The sequence below is a fragment of the Lysobacter sp. HA35 genome (assembly GCF_054061195.1).
On record NZ_JBSSDY010000001.1, the window covers coordinates 1,335,284 to 1,359,040 of the forward strand.

General features: G+C 63.7%; 19 protein-coding genes and 1 tRNA gene. 8 read left to right on the forward strand and 12 right to left on the reverse strand.

The features are described 5' to 3' along the window. Positions 1-6 precede the first annotated feature (6 nt). The 4 genes from secD to queA form a co-directional block, all read right to left on the reverse strand. Positions 7-1,869, reverse strand: coding sequence for a protein translocase subunit SecD (gene secD / locus ACVWZN_RS06525; protein WP_456953108.1), 1,863 nt, complete (start codon positions 1,867-1,869; stop codon positions 7-9). A gap of 72 nt (positions 1,870-1,941) precedes the next feature. After that, complete coding sequence (gene yajC, locus ACVWZN_RS06530) at positions 1,942-2,286, reverse strand: preprotein translocase subunit YajC (protein WP_027083486.1); 345 nt, start codon at positions 2,284-2,286, stop codon at positions 1,942-1,944. A 79-nt stretch (positions 2,287-2,365) separates the two neighbouring features. Beyond that, positions 2,366-3,502 carry a tRNA guanosine(34) transglycosylase Tgt gene (gene tgt / locus ACVWZN_RS06535; protein ID WP_456953109.1) on the reverse strand — a complete coding sequence of 379 codons (1,137 nt, stop codon included), beginning with the start codon at positions 3,500-3,502 and terminating at the stop codon, positions 2,366-2,368. Positions 3,503-3,595: 93 nt separating this feature from the next. Continuing rightward, positions 3,596-4,645, reverse strand: coding sequence for a tRNA preQ1(34) S-adenosylmethionine ribosyltransferase-isomerase QueA (queA, locus tag ACVWZN_RS06540; RefSeq protein ID WP_456953110.1), 1,050 nt, complete (start codon positions 4,643-4,645; stop codon positions 3,596-3,598). Positions 4,646-4,851: 206 nt separating this feature from the next. Between queA and ACVWZN_RS06545 the strand changes: the two genes are divergently transcribed. After that, on the forward strand, positions 4,852-6,360 hold the full coding sequence (locus tag ACVWZN_RS06545) for an aminotransferase class III-fold pyridoxal phosphate-dependent enzyme (RefSeq protein ID WP_456953111.1): 1,509 nt from the start codon (positions 4,852-4,854) through the stop codon (positions 6,358-6,360). Positions 6,361-6,423: 63 nt separating this feature from the next. Here ACVWZN_RS06545 and ACVWZN_RS06550 read toward each other — a convergent pair whose 3' ends face one another. From ACVWZN_RS06550 to ACVWZN_RS06560, 3 genes are read right to left on the reverse strand one after another with little or no spacing between them, the layout of a single operon-like run. After that, positions 6,424-6,825, reverse strand: a complete 402-nt coding sequence (locus tag ACVWZN_RS06550) for an MAPEG family protein (RefSeq protein WP_456953112.1) — start codon at positions 6,823-6,825, stop codon at positions 6,424-6,426. Then, positions 6,825-7,541 (reverse strand): TMEM43 family protein, encoded by a 717-nt coding sequence (locus ACVWZN_RS06555; RefSeq protein WP_456953113.1) that lies wholly within the window; start codon positions 7,539-7,541, stop codon positions 6,825-6,827. Before ACVWZN_RS06555 ends, ACVWZN_RS06550 begins: the two co-directional genes overlap by 1 nt. After that, positions 7,538-8,428, reverse strand: a complete 891-nt coding sequence (locus ACVWZN_RS06560) for an MBL fold metallo-hydrolase (protein WP_456953114.1) — start codon at positions 8,426-8,428, stop codon at positions 7,538-7,540. The genes ACVWZN_RS06555 and ACVWZN_RS06560 overlap by 4 nt, the downstream gene beginning before the upstream one ends. Positions 8,429-8,803: 375 nt before the next feature. Between ACVWZN_RS06560 and ACVWZN_RS06565 the strand changes: the two genes are divergently transcribed. The 4 genes from ACVWZN_RS06565 (at position 8,804) to ACVWZN_RS06580 (ending at position 12,346) form a co-directional block, all read left to right on the forward strand. Further along, positions 8,804-10,138 carry a tyrosine-type recombinase/integrase gene (locus ACVWZN_RS06565; protein ID WP_456953115.1) on the forward strand — a complete coding sequence of 445 codons (1,335 nt, stop codon included), beginning with the start codon at positions 8,804-8,806 and terminating at the stop codon, positions 10,136-10,138. A gap of 193 nt (positions 10,139-10,331) precedes the next feature. Beyond that, positions 10,332-10,574 carry a helix-turn-helix domain-containing protein gene (locus tag ACVWZN_RS06570; RefSeq protein ID WP_456953116.1) on the forward strand — a complete coding sequence of 81 codons (243 nt, stop codon included), beginning with the start codon at positions 10,332-10,334 and terminating at the stop codon, positions 10,572-10,574. A gap of 24 nt (positions 10,575-10,598) precedes the next feature. Next, entirely contained in the window at positions 10,599-11,999 is a 1,401-nt protein-coding gene (locus ACVWZN_RS06575) for a DUF3631 domain-containing protein (RefSeq protein ID WP_456953117.1), read from the forward strand. After that, positions 11,996-12,346 carry a hypothetical protein gene (locus ACVWZN_RS06580; protein ID WP_456953118.1) on the forward strand — a complete coding sequence of 117 codons (351 nt, stop codon included), beginning with the start codon at positions 11,996-11,998 and terminating at the stop codon, positions 12,344-12,346. The genes ACVWZN_RS06575 and ACVWZN_RS06580 overlap by 4 nt, the downstream gene beginning before the upstream one ends. A gap of 1,020 nt (positions 12,347-13,366) precedes the next feature. Here ACVWZN_RS06580 and ACVWZN_RS06585 read toward each other — a convergent pair. Continuing rightward, positions 13,367-15,640, reverse strand: a complete 2,274-nt coding sequence (locus ACVWZN_RS06585; protein ID WP_456953119.1) for an RHS repeat-associated core domain-containing protein — start codon at positions 15,638-15,640, stop codon at positions 13,367-13,369. Positions 15,641-15,652: 12 nt separating this feature from the next. Further along, positions 15,653-19,168, reverse strand: a complete 3,516-nt coding sequence (locus tag ACVWZN_RS06590) for a DUF6531 domain-containing protein (protein WP_456953120.1) — start codon at positions 19,166-19,168, stop codon at positions 15,653-15,655. Positions 19,169-20,512: 1,344 nt separating this feature from the next. Here ACVWZN_RS06590 and ACVWZN_RS06595 point away from each other — a divergent pair. Further along, on the forward strand, positions 20,513-20,836 hold the full coding sequence (locus ACVWZN_RS06595) for a hypothetical protein (protein ID WP_456953121.1): 324 nt from the start codon (positions 20,513-20,515) through the stop codon (positions 20,834-20,836). Between the two features lie 45 nt (positions 20,837-20,881). On the opposite strand, the gene ACVWZN_RS06600 is transcribed toward ACVWZN_RS06595, so the two are convergent. Then, positions 20,882-21,499 (reverse strand): hypothetical protein, encoded by a 618-nt coding sequence (locus ACVWZN_RS06600; RefSeq protein ID WP_456953122.1) that lies wholly within the window; start codon positions 21,497-21,499, stop codon positions 20,882-20,884. Positions 21,500-21,567: 68 nt separating this feature from the next. Then, positions 21,568-21,714, reverse strand: a complete 147-nt coding sequence (locus tag ACVWZN_RS06605; protein WP_456953123.1) for a hypothetical protein — start codon at positions 21,712-21,714, stop codon at positions 21,568-21,570. A 238-nt stretch (positions 21,715-21,952) separates the two neighbouring features. Here ACVWZN_RS06605 and ACVWZN_RS06610 point away from each other — a divergent pair, with 238 nt between their 5' ends. Together ACVWZN_RS06610 and ACVWZN_RS06615 are read left to right on the forward strand one after the other, a co-directional pair. Beyond that, positions 21,953-22,819 carry a hypothetical protein gene (locus ACVWZN_RS06610; RefSeq protein WP_456953124.1) on the forward strand — a complete coding sequence of 289 codons (867 nt, stop codon included), beginning with the start codon at positions 21,953-21,955 and terminating at the stop codon, positions 22,817-22,819. A 125-nt stretch (positions 22,820-22,944) separates the two neighbouring features. After that, on the forward strand, positions 22,945-23,388 hold the full coding sequence (locus tag ACVWZN_RS06615) for a hypothetical protein (RefSeq protein ID WP_456953125.1): 444 nt from the start codon (positions 22,945-22,947) through the stop codon (positions 23,386-23,388). A gap of 183 nt (positions 23,389-23,571) precedes the next feature. On the opposite strand, the gene ACVWZN_RS06620 is transcribed toward ACVWZN_RS06615, so the two are convergent. After that, positions 23,572-23,647 (reverse strand) — tRNA-Phe (locus ACVWZN_RS06620). Positions 23,648-23,757: the final 110 nt, after the last annotated feature.

Consider the following 23,757-nt stretch of genomic DNA (forward strand, 5'->3'; position numbering starts at 1 on the left):
CTTCCCTTAGATCGCGATCGACTGCAGCTTGCGGCGGCGGCCGTAGATCAACGTCGCGATGGCGCGCGACACCGAAACCGCCGTGTACATCGACGTCAGGATGCCGACGATGAGCGTCACCGCGAAGCCCTTGATAGGGCCCGTGCCGAATGCGAACAGCGCGAGGCCGGCGAGGATCGTCGTCAGGTTGGCGTCGGCGATCGTGCCCTTGGCGCGTTCGTAGCCTTCCGAGATCGATGTCTGTGGTGGCAACCCGAGTCGTAACTCTTCCCGGATTCGTTCGTTGATGAGCACGTTGGCGTCGACGGACATACCGACCGTCAACGCCACGCCCGCGAGGCCCGGCAGGCTCAGCGTTGCGTGGAAGACCGACAGGATGGCGATCACCATCAGCAGGTTCATCAGCAGCGCGAGGCTCGTGATGATGCCGAACATGCGGTAGTAGACGAGGAAGAACACCAGCGTGAAGCAGAACGACGCGGCGACGGCGGTGAGGCCGCGCTCGACGTTCTGGCGACCGAGGCTCGGGCCGACGATGCGCTCTTCGACGAAGTCCATCGGCGCCGCAAGCGAACCCGAACGCATCAGCAGCGCAAGGTCGGAGGCTTCATTCGCGCTCGACAGGCCGGTCGTCTGGAATTCCTTGCTGAAGACGCCCTGGATGGTCGCGACCGAGATCACTTCCTCGCTGATGCGCGTGGTGCGTACTTCCTTTCCGTCGACCGTCTTCACCTCCGGCACGCGCTCGATGTAAACCACCGCCATCGGCTTGCCGACGTTCTCGCTGGTGAAGTCGAACATGCGCTGGCCGCCGACGCTGTTGAGGCGGACGCTCACGGCCGGCGTACCCGACTGGCCGTCGGTGGTGGCGGTTGCGCCGACGAGCTGGTCGCCCGACACGATCACGCGCTTGCTCAGCAGCACCGGAATGCGCGGCGCATTCGGCGTCATCTGGCGGCGGTAGTAGACGCGCGCTTCCGGCGGAACGTTGCCGGTGGTCAAGGCGTCCTGCGCGTCACCTTCGATGACCGCGCGATATTCGAGCGTCGCGGTCGCGCCGATGATGCGCTTGGCCTGCGCCGTGTCCTGCACGCCCGGAAGCTCGACGACGATGCGGTCGGTGCCCTGGCGCTGGATGATCGGCTCGCCGACGCCGATCGCGTTGACGCGGTTGCGCAGCGTGCTGACGTTCTGCTCGACCGCCTCGAGCGCGAGGCGCTGCTGTTCGGCCGGGTTGACGCGCACGGTGATCGTGCCGCCGACGGCCGACACGTCCAGCGTGGTCTGGCCCTTGAGGATGAGCTGCTGCGCGCGCGCGACATCCTGCGGCGCAAGCGTGGCGATGACGCTGCCATCGGGGCGACGCTCGACGGACTCGTAGCGGATGCCGGCGTCGCGCAGCTGCACGCGCACGTCTTCGGCCAGCGCGTCGAGGCGCTTCTCCATCGCCGCCTTCTGGTCGACCTGCATCATGAAATGCACGCCGCCCTGGAGGTCGAGGCCGAGCAGCATCGGCTTGGCACCGATGCCCGCCAGCCATTCCGGCGCGGTCGACGCGAGGTTCAGCGCGACGACGTAATCGTTACCCAGCGGATCGCGCAGCGTGTCCGCGGCCTTGACCTGCAGGTCCGGGTTCGCGAAGCGCACGAGCAGGCTGCCGTTCTTGATCTCGCTGCCCTTCTCCGGCACGCCGGCCTTCGCCAGCACGTCGGCGACGCGCGTACGAAGCGCAGCGTCGACGGTGCCGCCGCGGTTGGCGCTCACCTGCACGGAAGGATCCTGCGGGAACACGTTGGGCAGCGCGTACAGCGCGCTCAACAGCAGCAGGATGACGGCGAGGGCGTATTTCCAGCGCGGGTAGGTCAGCATCAGAAGTCCAGGCGGCTCCCCGCCGCGTACAAGGCGTAAGGGCGGCCGTAGCCGCCTTCAAGTGCTCGCGGCTTACGCCGCCTTCAAGGTGCCCTTAGGCAGGACGTTGCCGATCGCGGACTTCTGCACGCGAACGCGAACGCCATCGGCGACCTCGATCGTGACGAAGTTCTCGCCGATATCGGTAACGGTGCCGGCGAGACCGCCAGCAGCCAGCACCTCGTCGCCCTTGGCGAGCTTGGCGAGCATGCCGGTGTGTTCCTTCGCGCGCTTCATCTGCGGACGGATCATCAGGAAGTACATCACCGCGACGACGACGAGGATCGGCAGGAAGCCGAGCACGCCGCTGGCGCCGCCGGGAGCGGCACCCGTGGCCTGGGCGTGGGCGGCGGGAATTACGAGATCGAGCAGGGACATGGTGGGGTCCGGCGAAAGCGACCCGGGATTATGCCACCCGCCGGTGGCCCGCAGCGCCGCGCGTGAAGGCCAGCCCGATTCAGCTGCCCTCGCCCGCCCGCCTCGCGGCGTAGAACTCGTCACGGAATTCGCCGAACCGCCCCTGCTCGATCGCCTCGCGCATGCCGGCCATCAGGCGCTGGTAGTAGCGCAGGTTGTGAAGCGTGCCGAGCATCGGCCCGAGCATCTCGTTGCAGCGGTCGAGATGGCGCAGGTAGCTGCGCGTGTAGCCGTTGCGGCAGGTGTAGCAGTCGCAACCCTCCTCGATTGGGCGCAGGTCGCGCTCGTATTTGGAATTGCGGACGCGGATGACGCCGGTCGCGGTGAAGTAATGGCCGTTGCGGGCGTTCCGCGTCGGCATCACGCAGTCGAACATGTCGACGCCGCGTGCGACGGCCTCGACCAGGTCTTCGGGCCGGCCGACGCCCATCAGGTAACGCGGGCGATCGGTCGGAAGCTGCGGCGCGGTGTGGTCGAGCATCGCGTTGCGCTCGTCCTCGGTCTCGCCCACCGCCAGCCCGCCGATCGCATAACCGTCGAAACCGATCGCCTGCAGCGCTTCGGCCGACTTCGTGCGCAGGTCGCGATGCACGCCGCCCTGCACGATGCCGAACAGCGCGGCGTCGTTGCCCTCGTGCGCGCGCTTGCTGCGCTCGGCCCAGCGCAGCGACAGCTCCATCGAGCGACGGATCACGTCGGGCGACACCGGCACGCCGTCGACATGCACCGGCGGGCACTCGTCGAAGATCATCACGATGTCCGAGTCGAGCACCTTCTGGATGCGCATGCTTTCCTCGGGGCCGAGGAACACCTTGCTGCCGTCGGTAGGCGCCGCGAACGTCACGCCTTCTTCGGTGATCTTTCGCTTGTGCGCGAGCGAGAAGACCTGGAAACCGCCGGAATCCGTGAGGATCGGGCCGTTCCATCGCGCGAATCCATGCAGCCCGCCGTGATCGCCGATCACGTCAAGGCCGGGACGCAGGAATAGATGGAATGTGTTGCCGAGAATGATTTCGGCGCCGAGCTCGCGCACCTGATCGGGCGTTACGCCCTTGACCGAGCCATACGTGCCGACCGGCATGAACGCCGGCGTCTCCACCGTGCCGCGCGGAAACGTGAGCCGACCGCGACGGGCGGCGCCGTCGGTGCCGAGCAATTCGAAGGACATGCGGCTCATGGGACGTTGGACCTGGGTGCGTGATTACGGAGAAATCGGAAGTCGCGAATGAGACTTCTCACTGTATTTGCCGACAACAGTCAGATGGCCTCGTCAGCCATCGCTGCGCTTCCACAACATCATGGCGTCGCCATAGGAAAAGAAGCGGTAGCGCGCGACGATGGCATGGCGATATGCGGCGAAGATGCGTTCGCGACCCGCAAACGCCGACACCATCATCAGCAACGTGCTCTGCGGCAGATGGAAGTTGGTGACCATCGCGTCGACGCTGGTCATGCGGTAACCCGGCAGGATGAAGAGCCGCGTTTCACCCGCGAATGGCGCAAGTTCGACGCGGCCGTCGTCGTGGTGCCGCGTCGCGCTTTCGAGCGCGCGCACTACCGTCGTGCCCACGCCGATGACACGACCGCCGGCCTCGCGTGTTCGACGGATCTGCTCGACCAGCGTCGCACCAACGTTGATCCACTCGCTGTGCATGACGTGCTGGCTGAGGTCGTCGACGCGCACAGGCTGGAACGTGCCGGCGCCGACGTGCAGCGTGACGTGGCCGAAGTCGACGCCCATCTCGCGCAGCTGCGCCAGCAGCGCTTCGTCGAAATGCAGGCCCGCCGTCGGTGCGGCAACGGCGCCGACTTCCTTGGCGAACACGGTCTGGTAGCGCTCGGCGTCGTCCTGGCCGGGTTCGCGCTGGATGTAGGGCGGCAACGGCAGCCGGCCGGCGTGCAGCAGCCACGACTCGAGCGGTTCGTCGACCTCGAACCGCAGAAGGTAGAACTCGCCTTCGCGACCGAGCACGCGCGCAACGCCGCCCGCATCGAGTTCGATAACCGCGCCCTCCTTCGGCGACTTGCTGACGCCGAGCTGCGCACGCGCACGATCCGCACCGAGCAGGCGCTCGATCATGATTTCGACGCGGCCACCGGTGCTCTTCTGCCCGAACAGTCGCGCCGGGATCACGCGCGTGTCGTTGAACACTACAAGGTCGCCGGCGCGCAGCAGGTCGGGAAGATCACGGAACACGCGATCCTCGAACGGCGCATCGCCGGGCGGCACCACCAGAAGGCGGCTCGCCGAACGCTCCGCGAGGGGCGCCTGCGCGATCAGCTCGGGCGGAAGTTCGTAGTCGAAATCGGACTTCTTCAAGGCGGACGGAACCATCGTCGACCGTTGATCCGCGGCGCGGACGGCCGCGTAGTGTACCGGCGCGCCGGGGGTTATCGGCGCAAAACCCGCGTGATAGCATGGCTGCAACCTTTTGAATGGAAACGGAAAACGCCTCGCGCGCGCTTCCGCGCCCGCCTGTTTCCCGCGTTTTTCGTCTTGTCCCAGGACTGCTCGGAGCCGCTGTCATGTCGAACCCAAACGCCAACGTCGTCGCCCTCCTCGCCCCGCTGCGCGCCCGTGGCGGACGCCGCCGGACGATCGGCCTGGACGACGCGACCGTCGAGCGTTTCGCGGCGTCGCATGCCGAGCTGCGCGAAGCCATCGAAGCCGCGGTGGTCGAGTTCGATGCGATCCAGGCCGAGGCTGCCGACATCCTCGATCTCGACGAGGACGCGCAGATCGACGCGGTGCAGGCCGGCTTCGTCAATTTCTATCCGGATGACGGCGTCAATCCGTACGTCGCGCTGGTCGCACGCGGCCCGTGGGTCGTCACGCTCAAGGGCGCGGTGCTCCACGATTCCGGCGGCTACGGCATGCTCGGCTTCGGCCACGCGCCGCAGGCGATCATCGATGCGATGTCGAAGCCGCAGGTGATGGCCAACATCATGACGCCGTCGCTTGCGCAGCGCCGTTTCGATCGCGCGATCCGCGCCGTGATCGGCGCGTCGGGCGGTTGTCCGTACGAGCGCTTTTTCTGCCTGAATTCCGGTTCCGAATCGGTGTCGCTCGCCGCGCGCATCGCCGACGCGAACGCCAAGCTGATGACGGACACCGGCGCACGCCATGCGGGCCGCACCATCAAGCGTCTCGTCGTGAAGGGCAGCTTCCACGGCCGCACCGAGCGCCCGGCGCTGTACTCCGATTCGTCGCGCAAGACCTACATGCAGCACCTCGCGAGCTTCCGCGGCGAGGATTCGGTGATCACCGTCGAGCCGTACGACGTCGATGCGCTGCGTCGCGCGTTCGCCGATGCCGATGCGAACGGCTGGTTCATCGAAGCGATGTTCCTCGAGCCGGTGATGGGCGAAGGTGATCCCGGCCGTCGCGTGCCGCGCGCGTTCTACGAGGCGGCGCGTGAACTCACGCGTTCGCACGGTGGCCTGCTGCTGATCGATTCGATCCAGGCCGGCCTGCGCGCGACCGGCGTGCTGTCCATCGTCGACTACCCGGGCTTCGAAGGCGTCGAAGCGCCGGACATGGAGACGTACTCCAAGGCGCTCAACGCCGGTCAGTACCCGCTGTCGGTGCTCGCGGTGAATGCACGCGCCGCGGCGCTGTATCGCAAGGGCCTGTACGGCAACACGATGACGACCAACCCGCGTGCGCTCGACGTCGCATGCGCCGTGCTGGCGCAGGTCACGCCGGCGGTGCGCGAGAACATCGTCGCGCGTGGCCAGGAAGCGCTGCAGCGTCTCGAAGCGCTGGCCAACGAACTCGGCGGAATGATCACCAAGGTGCAAGGCACCGGCCTGCTGTTCTCGTGCGAGCTGTCGCCCAAGTTCAAGTGCTACGGCGCGGGTTCGACCGAGGAATGGCTGCGCGAGCGCGGCATCGGCGTGATCCACGGCGGCGCGAACTCGCTGCGGTTCACCCCGACGTTCACCATCACCAGCGACGAACTGGAGATGGTCGTCGCGATGGTCGGCCGTGCATTGAAGGAAGGCCCGAGCATCGAGCAGGCCGCTGCCGCCTGACGACAGGCGCACCGCTGAAAGAAAAAGGCCGGCTGATTGCCGGCCTTTTTCATGCGCGATCGGTCAGTGCATCGATAGCATCATGCCGCTGCGCACGACGGCAAGCAGCGACGCGGAAACGATGACGGACCACGTCAGGAACGTGCCCCAGAATCGTCCAAACGAATAACCCGCCGAACGCGACAGACCCGCCGCGTGCAACACGCGCGCAAGCAACAACACGCCACCCAGAACAGCGACCCACCAGCGGTCGAGACCGCCCAGCTCCAACAGCGCGAGAAGCAGGAGCGCGAACGGAACGTTCTCGATAAAGTTCGCATGCACGCGAATTCGCTGCAGAAGCTGCGGGTCGCCGCCATCACCGAGGCCGACCTTGCGACCGCGGCGCAACGCCACGATCGGCAACAGCAACACCATCAACAGAAGGCCGTGGAGGCCGGCGACGAGCAACGTGACGACGGGCATCAGGACTTGCCTCCGGTGATGGCACGAGTAAGGAACCAGAGGCCGACGAGCGCCGCAGCAGCGATCGCGATCAGCCAGGGACGAAGCTTCATCGCGGGCTTGCGCGTCGCGGCGGTGATGTCCACGGCCGGACGGACGACCGCGGGTGCCGCAGCGGCCTTCGCGCTCAATTGCCACGCGCCGTCGCGCAGCGCGACCTTGCCGGCGAGTGGCGGCAACACGAACTCGTGCCAGGTGATACGTACGTCGCCGATGGCGGGCGCGAGCGGGTTGTAGCTGCTCGCGAGTCCATCGCCTTCCGGCTGGAAACTCGCGCCGAGATTGCCCGGAAGCCGCGAGAAGTTCGGTCGCAGCGCCTGCCACTGGCCGAGCAGGCGCACGACTTCGATCGGCAACGGGCGACCGTCCATGGACACCGAATCGACCCACCATTCGCGGTTGCGAACCGGAAGACGATCGGGATTGCGATGCGACGCGTCGAAGTCGTCGGAGTCGATCGGCCCCGCGGTCCACACCGTGCTGTAGCTGCCGTCGTCGTCGCGGCGCCACTGGAACATCTCGACACGTCGCTCCAGCCCGAACTGCTTGGACGAGACGTGGAAATCCGGGTCTTCCAGCGCGTTGGACGGCGCCGGATCGTTTTCCGGAACCGCGTCGGCATGTGCTGCGCCCGCAAACAGCAGCGCAGCCAGTGCGAGCGTCGCGATTGGCTTCATGCGGCGAGCGGTCGCGCCTGCAGCGCCGGAACCTCGTTCGACGTGCCGAATCGTCCGTCGGCGGACTTCACCACGCGCGCGAGTGCGCACGTCGGGTCGTGCGTGAAGTAGAGATGGACGTCGCGCGCGAGCATGTCGTCGAGGAACGCGCGCTTCTCGTCGATCAGCAGTTCGGCGTTGCGGTCGTAGCCCATGGTGATCGGCACGTGCACCCACGGACGACCAGGAATCAGATCCGCGCAGAACACGACGCCGCCATGCGCATGGCCGTGCGCATCCGGCGCGCCGACGATTTCCGCGAGCATCAGGCCCGGCGTGTGGCCGTCGCTGAAGTGGAAGCGCACGGCGTTGCCGAGCGTGTGGGAGTGCTCGCTGTCGACGAGTTCGAGGCGACCGGTCGACTGTAGAAGGCCCGGCAGCGCAGGAATGAAGCTCGCGCGGTCGCGATCGTGCGGGTCGAGCGCGCGCTCGAAATGGCGGCGCCCGACGATGTACTGCGCGTTCGGGAACACCAGCGACGGTTCGCTGCCGTCCTGCCACGCAGTCAGCAGGCCGCCCGCGTGGTCGAAATGAAGATGCGAGAGGACGACGACGTCGATGTCCCCGGGCTGGAAGCCGGCGTGCGCGAGCGATTCGAGCAGCACGTGGCGATCGTCGACCACGCCGTAGCGGTCGCGCAGCTTGGGCTCGAAGAACGCGCCGATGCCGGCTTCGAAGAGTACGGTCTTGCCGGCGAGTGGCGTGGCCAGCAGCGCGCGACAGGCGAGATCGATGCGCCCCTGCTCGTCCGGCGCGGCCCAGCGCGACCACAGCGCGCGTGGTGCGTTGCCGAACATGGCGCCGCCGTCGAGCTTCTGGGTATTGCCGTCGATGGACCAGAGCTTCATGCCGACCTCCGCGTTTCCACCATTCGACCGCCTGCGCCGCGCGGGGTCAAGGCGGATTTCCGGCAACAAAAAAGCCCGCAGGCAACTGCGGGCTTTCTTGATTCGAATCGTGGTGGCCGGGGAGGGAATCGAACCCCCGACACGGGGGATTTTCAATCCCCAAACCGCGCTGCACAACCCTTTGATTGGTAAGGTGTCCCCACCCTTTCAAAGCCTTGCTGTGCTTGACTAACAGCCATATTGAGCCTACAAAGGTACTACACGGGGACAACACGATTTGTTGACCACGCGTTGACCATACGTTGACCATGAAACCCGGGGATACCCGCACGGGGACACGTCGACCATGCGTTGACCATAAGTTTCGAGGCCCGAATGAAGTTCCGTTTCACCGACGCGACGCTCGCCGAACTGACCACGGCCAAACCGAACGAAATTCACTACGACCTCGGGGACGTGCGCGGCTTCGCCATCCGCGTGACGCCTTCGCGGGAGCGGACCTTCCTACTGGTCTACAAGTCGCCCGTGACCGGCGAACTGCGGCGGCTGGTGCTCGGCAAGTTCGGCAAGGCGCCCAACCTGTCGGCGGCGGCCGCGCGGTCGGTCGCAGCCGAGAAGCGCGCCCTGGTCGACGCCGGGCGCGACCCCTACAAGGAAGCCAAAGATCGGGTCGCGACCGCCACGGCCGCGAAGGTGCGGAACCGGGCGACGCTTGGCGCCCTGCTCGCCGCGTACGTCTCGCACCTGCAGCTCGCCGGCAAGCCGAGTCACGGCGAGGTCGCCGCATCGGTCGAACGGAACATCACGAAGCCGCATCCGAAGATCGCCGCGATGCCGGTCGACGCCGTCACCGTTGACGCGGTGATGCCCGTCTTCCGCACCCTGACGCGCGCGGGAAAGTGGCGGGCTGCAGAAAAGCTGGCCGCTCACCTGCGCGCGGCATTCAATGCCGCGAAGGCATCGCGGCTCGACGCGGGCGTCGTCTCGTTCGCCGACTTCGACGTCCGTAGCAATCCGTTAGCCGAACTCAAAGTCACTCGCCCTGACGAGGGCGCGCATAGCCGCGTCACCGAGCCCGACGACGAAGGCGACACGCTGACCGAAGCGGAACTGCGCCACTACTGGCAGCACATCGCGAGCCTGGACACGCCGCACGGGGCGATGATGCGGCTTCACCTGCTTAGCGGCGCACAGCGGATGGAACAGCTATCGCGCCTGACATTGCGCGATTGGGACCGGGACGTCTGCGCGTTGAAACTGCTCGACACGAAAGGCCGACGCAAAAAGGCGCGTCTGCACGTCGTGCCGCTGCTGCCCGAGGCGCAACAAGCGCTCGAAGCAATGCGCACGCCCTCCCCTGCTGGGCCGCATCTTTTCACGGTAAGCGCGGGCGCTAGCCCGGCTGTACCGCACACGCTCGCGAGTGCAGTGCGCGAAGCGTCGGCGAGCCTGCGCGAGCGTGAGCTTGTGTCGCGCTCGATCACGCCTGGCACGCTGAGACGAACCGTCGAGACACGCCTCGCCGCCGCGCGCGTGCCGAAAGACATTCGCGGTCACCTGCAGTCACATGGCCTCGGCGGATTGCAAGACCGGCACTACGACTTCTATCGCTACTTCAACGAAAAACGCGAAGCGCTCGAAACGCTGCGCGCGATGCTCGACGATCCGACGAAGACGGGCAAAGTCGTTCCCCTGCGCAAAAAGGGCTGATCGCCGCAAATCGTCGGGTGCCGTTTGTCGGATGGCGCCTTGCGCACGCATGCCTGCTGTCGATGGCTGGTAGGCGTTGTCCTCGTCTGTCATGCGCTGTCTATCAGAGCGCGAATGTGGCCGACACGACTTGTTTTTTTTTGTGATGTAGCGGCGTAGGTTCCGTGACACCCTGCTTTTGCCGGTGCGTGTCATGGATTTGCTCGATACCGTCGAAATGGCGAAGCGCCTTAAGCGCTGCCCGGAAACGTTGATTCGCTGGCGGCGGGAACGCATTGGGCCGCCGTACCAACGCTTAAACGGCCGCGTGCTCTACGACACGGCGAAAGTGAGCGCTTGGCTGGACGGCGAAACAATACCGCCCGCGCGCGCCGCGTTACCGCCCAGACGCGGCCGCCCGATCAAGACGTTCCCCCATGCGCACGCTGGAGCGTGAATCGTGGACAGCGCACCGGAAGTCGTGCGGCTCGCGAAGCTAACGCCGCTTGAGTACGACAGCCAGCGGTCTGCATCGGCGAAGCTTTTAAAGGTGCGGCCTGCAACACTCGACAAGGTCGTAGCGGCAGAGCGCGCGAAGGGCGCACCGCCGGCGGGCGGCGGACGCCGCTTGCCGTTCAATGACGTCGACCCGTGGCCCTTTCGCGTCAATGCGGCGGACGTGCTCGACGAAATGCTCGCAACGATGCGCCGATATGTCGTCGCGGACGCCTGCACACTTCGTGCGGCGGTTCTGTGGTGCGCGATGACGTGGTTTGTCGCCCACGCGACGGTGCTACCAATCGCCTTAATTACCGCGCCGGAACGCGAGTGCGGCAAGACGACGCTGCTCGACGTTATGGGGCGGTTTGCGTTCCGTGCGTTGCTTGCCGCGAATATTTCATCGGCCGCGCTGTTCCGATGCGTCGAGGCGTGGAGCCCGACGTTGATGATCGACGAAGCCGATGCGTTTCTTCGCGAATCCGAAGAGTTGAGGGGCATTGTCAATTCTGGTCACACGTTGCAAAGCGCGAAGGTCGTCCGAACGGTCGAAGTCAACGGCAACCACGAGCCCCGCGTCTTTCCGACTTTTTGCCCGCGCGCCATCGCGACTATCGGCCGCCAACACGGAACTATTGAATCGCGGTCGATCGTGCTCGGCTTGCGACGCGCCCTGCCCGGCGAAGTTGCCGAGCGGCTGCGCCACGCTGATCCGGCCGTATTTGTCGACGTACAGCGCAAGCTGGCGCGCTGGGCACGTGACGACGGCCTCGCATTCGCTAAAGCGCGCCCCACGTTGCAGGGTCTTTCGAACCGCGATGCCGACAACGTCGAGCCGTTGCTCGCGCTGGCGGACCTGGCCGGCGGCGATTGGCCGCGCCTCGCGCGCGATGCGCTCCTCGCCATAACTGGCAACGTCCGGGCGACCCCGAGCGTCAATGAAGAACTGCTCGCCGACGTACGTGCGGTATTCGCCGCAAACGGCGTCGACCGACTTTCGTCCGAAGGCCTGGTCGAAGCGTTGACCGCCGACGTCGAAGGCCGCTGGGCCACGCTCAACAACGGGCGCCCGATCACGCCACGGCAGCTGTCGCAGCGGCTGCAAACCTTCAAGGTCGCCCCGAAGACCGTCCGAATCGGCGAACGCACGCTTCGTGGCTATCTCGCCGTGCAGTTTGCCGACGCATTCCGGCGCTATCTGCGCCCGTCGGGGGGTGCCGAAGGCGCAACACCGCAACAAGCCTTGTCGGGCGAGGCTTTCGGCGACTCAGCCCGCGCAACACACGCTGCGACTGTTGCGGATGAAAGAGTGCGGGAACCCTTGCAATACAAGGGCTGTGGCGGTGTTGCGGATTCGGACCCCTCCTGGGAGGCCATCGAATGAATGTCGCCGCGCAGCTACTCGCCGACCTCGAACGGCACGCCGTGCATATCGAACGCCACGGCGACCGGCTGTGGATGCGTGCTCCGTCGGCGCCGCCGGGCGAACTGCGCGCCCAAGTGGCCGCGCACAAGCCGTCGCTGCTCGCCGCCTTGCCGGATCTCGACGCACGGCCGGTCGTGCATTTCCGGCTGCCGGGGCACGACGCCAACGCTTGGGCGACCTATCTAGGCCGGCCTGGGGAGTCGCGCGATGAAGTGACCGTCCACCTGCGCGAACGTTGGCCGGCGGCCGTGCTGTTGGCGGTGGGCACGCTAGACGCGCGCGTGACCACGGGAGCGCAGAAATGAAGCGCACAAGCCGCGGGCCGGGCACGCCCGCACAACGCCCGTGCGCGCACCAGGCGCGCGCCTCGTGAGCGTCCGCAGCGCGACCCCGACGCCCTGACGTACCGCCAACGGATCGCGGTTGCGTGCGCCTCGCACGTGATCGTGAAGGCCGGCACCGTCGCGTCGGCGGCCGTCTCGCACCAGCGCGGATGCCGGAAGCCGAAGGGCGGTGGCTGCACGTGCATCCCCGACGTCGAGATCGTGAGCGCCGGAACCGTTTTCACCGTCGACGCGAAGGGCGTGCTTCACGCCACGACGCGCTGCCATTAATTTGAGGTTCGACCTTTGCGCGGTGGAAACGGCCAGCGAACCCGCTATCGATTGGAACACGCGAGCGGGCGAGCGGTTAAGGTTTCCAACACAATACCTGCCGTTAGACTGCAGGCGCGGGACCCGCGCCGCAGTCTTCGGCAGCGAGCCGCCGCCGGCACACCACCCCGCCGTTCCTCGCGCTCACCTGCAACGATCAGGACTCACCGGGACAAAGGCAGAGCGGGTTCGCCAGCGAGTAAAGGCTCGCCTGGTAGGCCCATCGCCTTCTAGCTTCACGATGGAACGAACTGCCCGGACGGCCGCGGTGTCGCCGAACGATCACCCTCGACGCCAAGCAAATTGCTGAGACTCCAGCCACGCGAAAGCAACCGCGTGGCCGACGCTAGCGACTGTCCCACGTACCTCGTGCTATCCGGCAGGCGCTGCGCGAAACCCGTCGCGACTAGAAGTTCCCCGCTTCTCCGCAGTCCGGCCCGTTAGAGCAAACCGCCCAACGGACCCGACCTCGCTTCGGTCCATTCCCTTGATCGAGATTCTTGTCGTCTGCGGCGCAAGCGACCGTAAGTCGCGTTTGTCGCTGCACCTTTTCACCCTGTAGCCACTCGCCAGTGAAGTCTTGCTCCGAACCAGCGACGGCGCAGTTGGAATACCTCGACGTCCCGCATCCGTTCAGGCACAGCAATACGAGTAGGGCCAAACATGTCTTCATCACGGGCATCCACACTTCTTGAGAGCTGGCGCCATAATTTGCGCCAATGATTTATCGCCTTGGAGCCACTCAGCCATCACAAAAGGCGCACGCTCATTTTCGGGGCTAAACACCGAGTCGTACTCAAGACGATACGTGTCGCCCATCGCCCTGAATGTATTCCAGTAAAATTTGCCAACCCGATAATCGAGCCAGGCTCCGAAACGCCCAACCTCGCCATTAGCCGCAAAACCAAAATCACTCACCCTGAACATCCAGTCCATATCTACGTCACCGTAAATGCTTTCGGCCGGGTCATTAAGCGGGATGAGCAAGTCGCTATTGAGGGGGTTGTAATGGCGAACGGTTGCCTGTTTCCCATGATCCATTTCGTACTGGACGAGATCCTTTAGCGCATCACAATCGACGAGGCCCGTTAAATCGAACCCCGAGACGGGATTCCCGTTGACATAGACGTACGTATTCGTGCCGGCCGCCAAGCCTGTGGGGTCACTCTGCAGATAACGCCCCGTCAGACTGTCGTAGGCTCTTGCGCCGTTGTGCCAAAGTCCCGTCTCGGAGTCAAAGTACTGACCGGGAAAACCAATGTTCAAGCCGCCGATCTGATCTGCAATGACGGATCGCCCCCAAGCGTCGTTATGAGCACGCCAAGAGGACGTTTGCGCGGCCGTCGTAACCACCTCCGGCCGCCCGAGGTGATCGTTATGAACGAAATAGAGCTGACGATCAGGCTTAACGACTCCTATGAGTTCGCCGCCCAACCAAATGTAGTCCGTCCACCCCGAAGCAGTAGCCTCTCCGATGAGCTGGTTTTGACCGCTATACGCGAATCGCACGGCTGGGGTCGCGGAACTCAACTTCGCCGAACGTTGGCCAGCTCCGTTCGTAAGGTAATTGGTAACAATGCCATTGACGGTGGCACTGCGTAGGTCGCCGTAAGCATCGTATGTATAAGCCGCAGTCCTGCCAGGTGCGGTTTCGCTATTTCGCGAGCCCGTGGCGTCATAGCGGTACGTGTAATCCCCCGCTGCGCCGCTAGCGGCGAGCAGCCGGTTGCTCTGCGCATCGATCGCATAGTCAGTGCGTGTTGCACCAACGACAACAGCTGTTCGGTTGCCGTTGCGGTCGTACGACCATATGCGAGCCCGCGCATCATCCGCGATTAAACGGCCCGCGCCGTCGTAACGATAGCTTCGATTCTGACCCGCATCGACCCCATTGGTTAGCCCAACAATTTCGCTGGCGGCGTTAAAGCCGTAGGTCAAGCTTTGTGCGAGAGTGCTGGATGCTCCCGCACTGATGCCATAGGGTCGGCCATTGACGTCGAAGTCGACACGCCTCTGGAGATTGTTGCCATAAATCCAGCCATTCGAGGGGCCGAAAGGCTGATAGGTTAGGCCCGACGCAACAGTCCGAGTTACTCCGTTGATGGTGGCCTGCACCAGTTGAACGCGGCCGTCGAGGTAGCCATATCCAACGGTAATACCATCGGGGTATGTAACCCCGATGACCTGACCCATTCCGTTGTACGCATACGCCGTAACGTCATTCGTCCCAAGTGTCGAACTGATTTCCTGCCGCGTATCGATCCAACCCTGCGGCGTATAGGAAAAAAGCGTCGTAACACCGTCTCCGCTCGAGCTGCATAGACGCGCCTTGCCATTAGAGCAGCTGTCGTAAGAGAACGTGCGCGAATCAGAGCCGTCCACGCGAGAAGTGGATAGCGGCCGTCCTAGGGCGTCGTAATGAAGCGATAGGACAGAGCCGTCGTTACGAGTAATCGTAGTGACAAGCCCCGCAGCGTCATGCGCGAAACTCGTCGTACCCGTATCGGGACTTTGTTGCCTCCAGATTTCACCGAAGCCGTCCCGCGAATAGGTCGTGACTAAGCCTCGCGGGTCCTCGACAGAAATGACTTTATCGCCGGCGTCGTAGTTGAATGTAGTTTTGTTGCCCGCGTAATCGGTCTTGGTCGTCACACGGTCGAGAGCGTCGTATACAAAAGACGTAGTCCGGCCGGCGCCGTCTGTTGAAGTCAGGACGTTACCGTTTACATCGTACGTATAGGATTGAACGGTCGTGTTCGTACTGTCGCGAACCCGAATGACCCGCCCCAACTCATCGTAGTCGGTGTACTGCGCAAATGCGGGAACAGCGACCGGTTGAGATGTCGCACCCGCCATGCGAGGAATCAACGCAGTCGCTGCGATGGCCAGAGCTGTGGCTAGTGCATTGCGGCTGATATGGGGAATGATTTTGGTTGACTGTGTCATGTCTGCGCTTCCTTACGGGACCTGGCACTGACGGGTAGGGCATTTCGGCGGGGGCGGAGCCGGTCTCTGCTCGCCCGATTGGTAGGCGTAGACATCCTTCGTCGCCAGAACCACCCCGCCGCTCTTCAGTGCGAAGCGCACAGTGTTCGTGGCGATCCAGCTAGCGACCTGCGAACCGCTTTGCGCGCGTGCGAACAACTGGGGGTTGGTGCCATCTGGGTTGCTGACCCACACCTCTGCATCGGCGCGACTGGAGTTCCAGCTCATCGTCACCGCGCACGTGGTATCGCCGACGTACAGCTTGCACGGGCTGGTCGACGCGGCGATGGTCCCACTCGCCACGGTGATGACCACGTTTGGTGTGCTGGCCCCGAACCACGTATAGCCGTCACGCACCATTCGCCATTGGAAGTTATACGTACCGGCCGTGGACGGCGCTGTCGCGTTAAATGCAAACGTCGCGCCACCGCCCGGAACGACCGCTCCAGGAGTGCCAATCCGGCTCACTCCCCACGTCGTGTTATCGCCCGGATTGGATGACCCCAAGCTGTAAGCATCCGCGGCCGTCCAAGTCGTGTTGCCTGTGTTGCTCAACTGGACGCTTACAGCGAATGGCGTGCCGGCAGCGACGAGTGTCGGAACACTCTGGTTAATGTAACTGCTGCCATAGGAGATTGGTTGTACAAAGACCGTGGCGGAAGGCGTGCCGCAGCCGGCTGCATTGCACGCCCATACGCGGTAGCCGTAAGTGGCTGCTGTGCTACGTCCGGTCAGATACGCGCTATTGCCACCCGCGACAGCGGTCCAGCCGCCTCCGTTTACGCTTTCGTCGAGCTGATATGCCGTCGCGCCAGTAGAACTTGACCAACTAATAGTGTAGCTGCCGGTCGCATTGACGCTCGGCGCGGAAATCGTTGGCGCCCCTGGAAGGTCAATACGGCTGACTGACCCGACATCCGACACAGGACCACAGCCGGACAAGTTACAGGCGGACACTCGGTAGCTATACGTACCGATCCCTCGCCCTGTTAGCGTCATCGACGTTGAAGCCGTCGGCGCGAGCGCCGTCCAAAGTCCGTTTCCTGTGTTCTCTTCGACCTTGTAACTTGTTGACGACATCACCGCCGTCCACGTGATCGTATAGGTGCTCGAGCTGCTAGTTCCAGGCGCCGACAACGCCGGAGCTGTGGCGGGCGGATGAAGCACTTGCACGGTCACTGCATTGGATGCACTTGCGCATCCGTACTCATTGCATGCACTTACGCGATACGTATAGCTGCCGTCAGCTCTGCCGCTCAACGTGGTACCCACTCCGGTGTAGCGGCCCAACGATGCCCAGCCGCCACCATTGACACTCTCGTCTAACTGATACGCCGCAGCGGTCGCGATAGCGGACCACGAGAGTGCGAAAGCGCCATCTGGGCTCGACGTCGGAGCCGCAAGCGACGGTGCACCGGCCGGCGCCACCACCGCCGCCTTACGCTCTACGACCTTCGACGTTACTTGCGAATTTGCGTTGTATGCGTATGTCGCGACCTCGTACGTCCCGGCCGCCTCTTGGCTGTACTCACGGACAACACGCCAAGCCTGGTCGTAGTCTCGGGTAAGGACCCGACCGTTAGGTGTCCGAATGGTCGTTGCTCGTCCGGCTGCGTCATACGTGTACGCCGTATCCTGCGCAACGCCGTTGACGTACTCCCGGATTAACCGCGGGCGGTCACGCTCGTCGTACGTCACCTCGGTGACGGCCCCGTTAGGCGTAACGATTTTACGCGGCTGTCCTAAACCAGTGAAATCACTGTAGGTTTCAATACCTGTAGAGCTTGCAACGCTCGTGAGATTACCTACCAGATCGTAAGCACGTGTCGTTTTATCACCAGCTCCTGCAATCGGTCCATCGACAGCTTCTTCGGCTGTCGGCCCGTCGAAGTAGCCATACCAGTCGTTACCGATCGGCCAGTACTTGTAATCGTAGGTGGTAGAGCGCGCCTGCCCTTGCACACCTGCCGCCGACAAGTTGGTCGTCGTCACACGTGCTATGCGATCAAATTTTCCGTACTCGAAGGACGTGGACATCAGCCCGACCACCGTCTGGCTAAGCATCCGATTCTTGCCGGGTGTGGGGTCCCAACTGAACCGTGTCGTCCTCGCGGAAGGCGTGCCGGAAGCTTCCGTCTTCTCTTGCAGCTGACCCTGCGCGTTGTATGTGTACGTCGTAACGGATCCGCGAAAGTCGGTCTTTGACTTTAGGTAGCCGTTGGCGTCATAGATCGTTTCGGAGTACGAAGTGGCAGGGCAATAAGTACTTGGCTGGCCCGTCGTGGTTCTGGGCTTGCCGTTTTCGAACGTGTAGACAGTCTGTTTACCTAGCGGGTTTGTCTCAACGACCGTCAACAGCCCGTTAGCACCCGGCGTGTACTGAAACGTATAGCGCTCAATCCCGTTGTGCTCGCTGCTAGTCGCGTGCCCCGCCGCATCATAAGTGAACTTAGAATACCGGACACCGTTTACCGACTTACCAGTAAATTGATCTGGATGCGCAGCATCCTCATAGTGGTAAGTCGTGGTTGTTGCGGGGTTGCCAGGCGAGGTCGCCGACGCCAAGCGGTGCAGACCCGCTCCAAATGCGTTGGTCGCATAGGTGTATGTGTAGACGTTGCCAGCAGGATCGCGAACGCCCGTTAGCTGACCATTCGTCCAGAGCAGATCTATGAAACGATTGTTGATGTGCGTTATGCGCGTGGGATAAGTCCAGCCGGCGTCGTAGGTATAACTCCATGTCAGCCCAGGCCGCTCTGAGACGGATGTTACGTAGCCCGACGGTGTATAGGACTCACTGCCGCCAAGTTCGTTAGTGAGGTTATAGCTTGACCCCGTCCATACGATCTTCGCAATCGGCGAAGGCTTGTCTTCATAGAAGGTGCCGTCCGCTGCTCGAATAAACTTAATGATCCGTCCGTCCGGGCGCCATGCGTAGATGACCGTATTCGATCCAATCGTGCACGAACCGCCGTTTGGCCTCGGATAGCAGGCATTAATTGCCGTAGTGCCGAACGTCAGCTTGTAATCGAAGTCACTCAGCCAATGCTTACCGAACAGGCCAACGCCTTGCCAGTAGTGGTTGTAGCTTCGGGTAAGCCCTAGCGGCTGCTCGCCTGTGGTTGCGAAGTCGCGCTCTTCTTCGATCTTATTTCCGGTAGCCGGGTAAATGGGGTTTGCTTTTGGACAGCCCTTTTTTGAGCTATCAGCGGCGGGGTCTTGAGCGCCGGGATTGCCGACAAACGGGCCGCCCATGGCCCCAAGATCGATCACCGATCCGCCGGGCCTTCCATTATTTACGAACAAATAGTCGGGCCAACCGCCGCCGCCACTGGTCTGCCCGCCGTGGATCGTGACGCTGTCCAACCTGTAGTCGCAAACCGTCGGATCGGTCGGACTCGGTTGATAGTGATCGGGGCACTGCCCATTGACAGCGGCTAACGCATGCGCGCGAGGTGACACGCCGCCGAACGAAAGCAAGATCAGCACGGGAAAAAGGGGATTGGCGTAGAGGCGCCGACGAACTCGTTCTCCGGGCGGCGCCCCGACACTTGAATTCCAGGCCGCAGGCCACGGGTTACTCGAGCGCTGCCCGGACTTGCACGTCGCAACCGCGGGAGAAGAGTGGTTTTCATGCGCGTGAGCGCTGCGAACGCGCGCGGTGCTACTCGGCAGGATTGCTCCGCCAGGCCAACTGGTCTTCATTGCGTCCCCTTGCCAGCCTGTTGCAGGCTGACTCCATGATCCCCGCGCAGCGACAGCGTCCCTGCGGTCCAGCATTCACGATAGTTAAAGTGTTTTGCCCACGCAACCTCCGGGTGAAGTTGGCCCTGGCGCGCCGACTGCCTCAGCGCCGCGACCTTGCGCGATTGATCGGCCTAGCCCGTCGACGGTTGTTCGTGCGGTTCGGCGCCTTCGGTTCGTCAACGAACGCAAGACGTCGCGGCCATACACGGTGTCGCAATCCCTCTACCGCATCCTGTAGCACGCTTCGCCGAAGCACGCGCCGAAGAGGCACTAGTGGGCAAGTATTCCGAGCAAGTTTCCCGCTAGATGTCGGGCAGAGCGGGACACCTGGTCCGGCGCGTACGGAATGCTGTCGCCCATTTTTCGAAGCCCACGCGTAAGCCAGTGACAGTCTTGTCCAATTTTGTATCTGATAAGGCGGCTGCCGCCGTCGACATGTCCACCATGCGTCGGCGCGCGGCGGGATCTTGGAGCGCCAGATAGCGCTCGAGTCAGACGACGCAAGCCCCCGTCTCTGTGCACGCCATGACGCGAGCGTCACTGAGCGATGGGCGCCTGACGCCGACGCGCCAGACTATCGACGACACTGCTCGCGCCTTCCGCAAGCGCAGTACCGGGCCGGGAGGGGGGGACTGCGTGGGCATCTGTAGTAAAAGCGCCATCGCCCCCCCTTAAATCGAACGCGTTTTTTTCGGAAATTTGAAAATTCTGATGGCGAGTGAGGCTTGCCACGGATTCCATCAGGCGAATCTCGCAACGCACGTACGCCCGGACTCATCTCGTTGCGGCCTAGCAGCACTAATAGTCCGCCAAAAGCGCGTAACTATCGCCCGTAAATCGGCGTGCGTGCCTGCTTCAACTCGCCCCCAATCGACACGCGGGCGCACCGCCTCGAACCGTTGCTCGCGTTTGAGACCCCAGTCCAAGGTCCCGCGTCGAGCCACTCCATGCGCAACGCGAGCGGCGAGGCCTTCGTGAGCCCCCTGGGGGCTTCGAGGTTGCGACCCCGTAGACGCGCGCGGCCGAGCTAACCCTGCATCGCGCCACGATTGGGACGATGCGCTCGTCGAACTCGCGCACGAATGCGTGCACCTGCTCGAACGACCGCTCGCAGCCGCGACGCTGCTCGAAGAGGGACTCGCCGTTCGCTTCTCGCTCGACGCGCAGCGCGAACTGCGCGTCGTCGTCGTCGTTGTCGTTGTCGTTGTCGAGCCAGTCGACCTGAAATACGTGGCCACGCTGCCTCTGGTCGCGCATCACCTGCCGGGCGATGCGTACGCGAGCGCGAAGACCGTTCGGGACCAGGCCGGAAGCTTCGCGGCCGCCACGCCGCAAGGGCTCGCCGACTTGTTCCCGTCGCTCGACGTCGGCATGGCGCAGGCGTTTTGCGGACGCGCGCTAATGCGTTGAAGCTTTAGCGTAGCGGTCGGTCGTCATGCGCCCGCGCGGCGGGTACTAATCGCTGTCGCGCTGAGCCTTTCGGGCCGCTACGGCGAGCGCCATCGCATCGGTTATTTCGTCGGACGATACCGTCGTCATCATGGTGACGTCGGGATATTGCTTTTTAACCTCGCCTACGATGCGATCAGCAACGCGAAGACCTTCTTCGAGCATCGCGAATAGCTCGCCGTAGACGCGCGCAGCTGCGTCGGGCTCGTCGTATCTGAGTAGTGATTTCTCGTGGCCGGGTGGATAGTCGGCGAGCCGACGAATGTCGGACGCGATGCCGTCCGCGTACATCACGAAGCGCGACAACAAGCTCGGAAGATCCCCTTCCAAGAGCCCGGCGTTAGTCATCGCGGCCCGGGACGTCGGAACAATGTCTGGTGGCAGGTGCACGGCGAACTGGTAGACGGCCCCATCGATACCCGCGTCGCGCGAATACTCTGCAATTTGCGCTTGCCAATCGCGTCGACGGACGACTTCCGCGACGGCGGCGGCTTCGCCAGCAATCGCGACTGATAGGTTGCGTCGAGTCATCCGAATTTTCGCGTACTCGACGCCGAACGTCGTGAGTGCTGTGAGCCCGCCACCGATGAGCGCGCCGAAGAGCGCCGCTGCGCCTTGATCCATTGTCCGTCCCCCTCATCCCCGCCGGTGAACGTATGCGCGGCAACACCGCGTGGCAAGTCCGCAGGCTGTTAGCGGTCGCCGTCGACGTGCGAATCGACCGGACCTGCGCCCCGCATTACCCAGGGGCCGAACACGCGCAGGAAAGCCGCCGCTTCCGCGTCACCGGCCAGAGCCGCGCGCCAGAGTGCATCTAGAACCTCGTCGGGTGTCGCCATCGTTCCAAATCCGTTTGGGGTGCGGAGACGATGCCTGGCCGAACGCGCGCTGTCCGTCGGATTAATCCGCAACGTCGATCGGGCTTTGCCGCGATGCAGCACACGGCTTCCGACAAGTGTCGCGCGACGTGGTGATGGTATAGATCGCATCGACGCGACCACGAAGGCGGCGATGAACTTAATTCTGTTCGGGGCGGGTGCGAGCGCCTACGCGTGTGGCTGCGGCAAGGGGCCGCCGATGGGCGACAAGCTCTTCGATGCGCTTATGAGCGCGCGGCCCGAAATCGCCGCGATCGTCGACGCCGAAATTGTTCGCGTATTTCGCGAAACAAATCGCTTCGAAGAAGGCATGGGCCGCGTCTGGGGCGACGGTAGCCGGCGCGTAGCCCCTTTTCTGCGGGCGATGGCCAAATACCTTGCTTCATTCGAACCATGCGCGTGCAAACGCTACGGTTATCGCCGCCTTCTGGCGGCGCTGACGCGGAACCTGCGACGGACGCAATTCGCGACGCTGAATTACGACCTACTGCTCGATAGGACAGCGCTGCAAATGGGTCTCGGCATCCGTTTCGGTGATGAACTGACGAAGGGAACGGCGGCGATACTGAAACCGCACGGATCGGTCAATTTCTTACCGGCGCATCGGATACACGCGCGCGACTTGCAGATCGTGGGTTGCAGCACCTACATAGAAACGAACGCATGCGTCGTTCCTCCACCGTTTGATTTGCGAGATATCGAGCGCTGGTGCGACGACCCGGACAACGAAGCGTTTGCGCCTGCGATGTCGGTCTACGCAATTGGTAAGGCGACGCCATATAACTCCGGCCTCGTCACGGAGTACCGCGATGCATGGGCCACCGCCGCCCGGACGGCGAAGCGGGTCGTTATCGTCGGGGTCAAGGTGACCGAGGAAGACACGCACCTGTGGTCGCCGCTAGCCGACAACCGCGGGGCAATCATGTACGTCAATCCGAGCTCGGGCGATCGGCAGGCGTTCGCTGATTGGAGCGCGCGGCATCGGGGCCGTTCACCTGTCGAGTGCGTGCCGCACGGATTCGCCGAGTCGATCGACACGATCGCCCGCCGCCTTGCTGTCCACTAGCCCGGCACCAAGGCGACCGAGACTACGGCGGCGGTTGCGGACGTTCCACGCCGCGAGCGTCAGGTTCCACACCTATCCCCAAGCCGCGGGCATCGGCTGAGACGCGCGCGCCGTAGCGTGGCGCCATGACCGCGCCGCCCCTGACGCCCGACGACCTTCCCGACGTTCCGTTGCCGGCCGGCTTTCGTTGGGCCCTGAGCCCATACAGCGGGCGCGTCTGCATCTACTGGGGCGACGACCCGGCAAGGCGACGCCTGGTCGCGGAAGCGGGCCTGAACTTCTGGAATGGCTACGAGACGAAGGTCGGCATGCACCGGCGGGTCTACATGCGGCGTTGCTTCGGCGACCTATCGCGCGCGTTTTGCTTCCTGGCGGCTTGGCTGCATGCACGGCACGAGGCCGTGGCCGAAGAACTCGCCGGCCGCCGCTCCGATCCGACCGAACGCCTCGACCCGTACGTGCGCGACTGGCGTGACGTGCGGAAGCCGAAGGCGCAGCCGCGTGCAAATCCGTTTCGAACGCCGCCGCCTCAATCGGGCACGTCGCGCGAAGCGCGGCGTCGCTGGTGACGCCGAACTGCGCGGCGCAATCCCCGAGCGGAACGCCTGCGCGTTGACCATGAGGCGCCATCCGATCGCGCAATGGTCAACGCCATCCGCTGCCCGTTGACCATGCGTTGACCATTAATTCGAACGCCGGAAACGAAAAAAGGGTCTGCATCGCTGCAGACCCCTTCTTTTAAGCTGTTTTTGTGGTGGCCGGGGAGGGAATCGAACCCCCGACACGGGGATTTTCAATCCCCTGCTCTACCAACTGAGCTACCCGGCCACGACCACGGCGGGCCGTGGGAGGCGGAATGTTACGGACGCGTGGAGTGGTTGGCAAGCCGCATGTGGGCTGAACGGGCGCGATGACGCGAGTTTTGGGGGGCCCGTCTT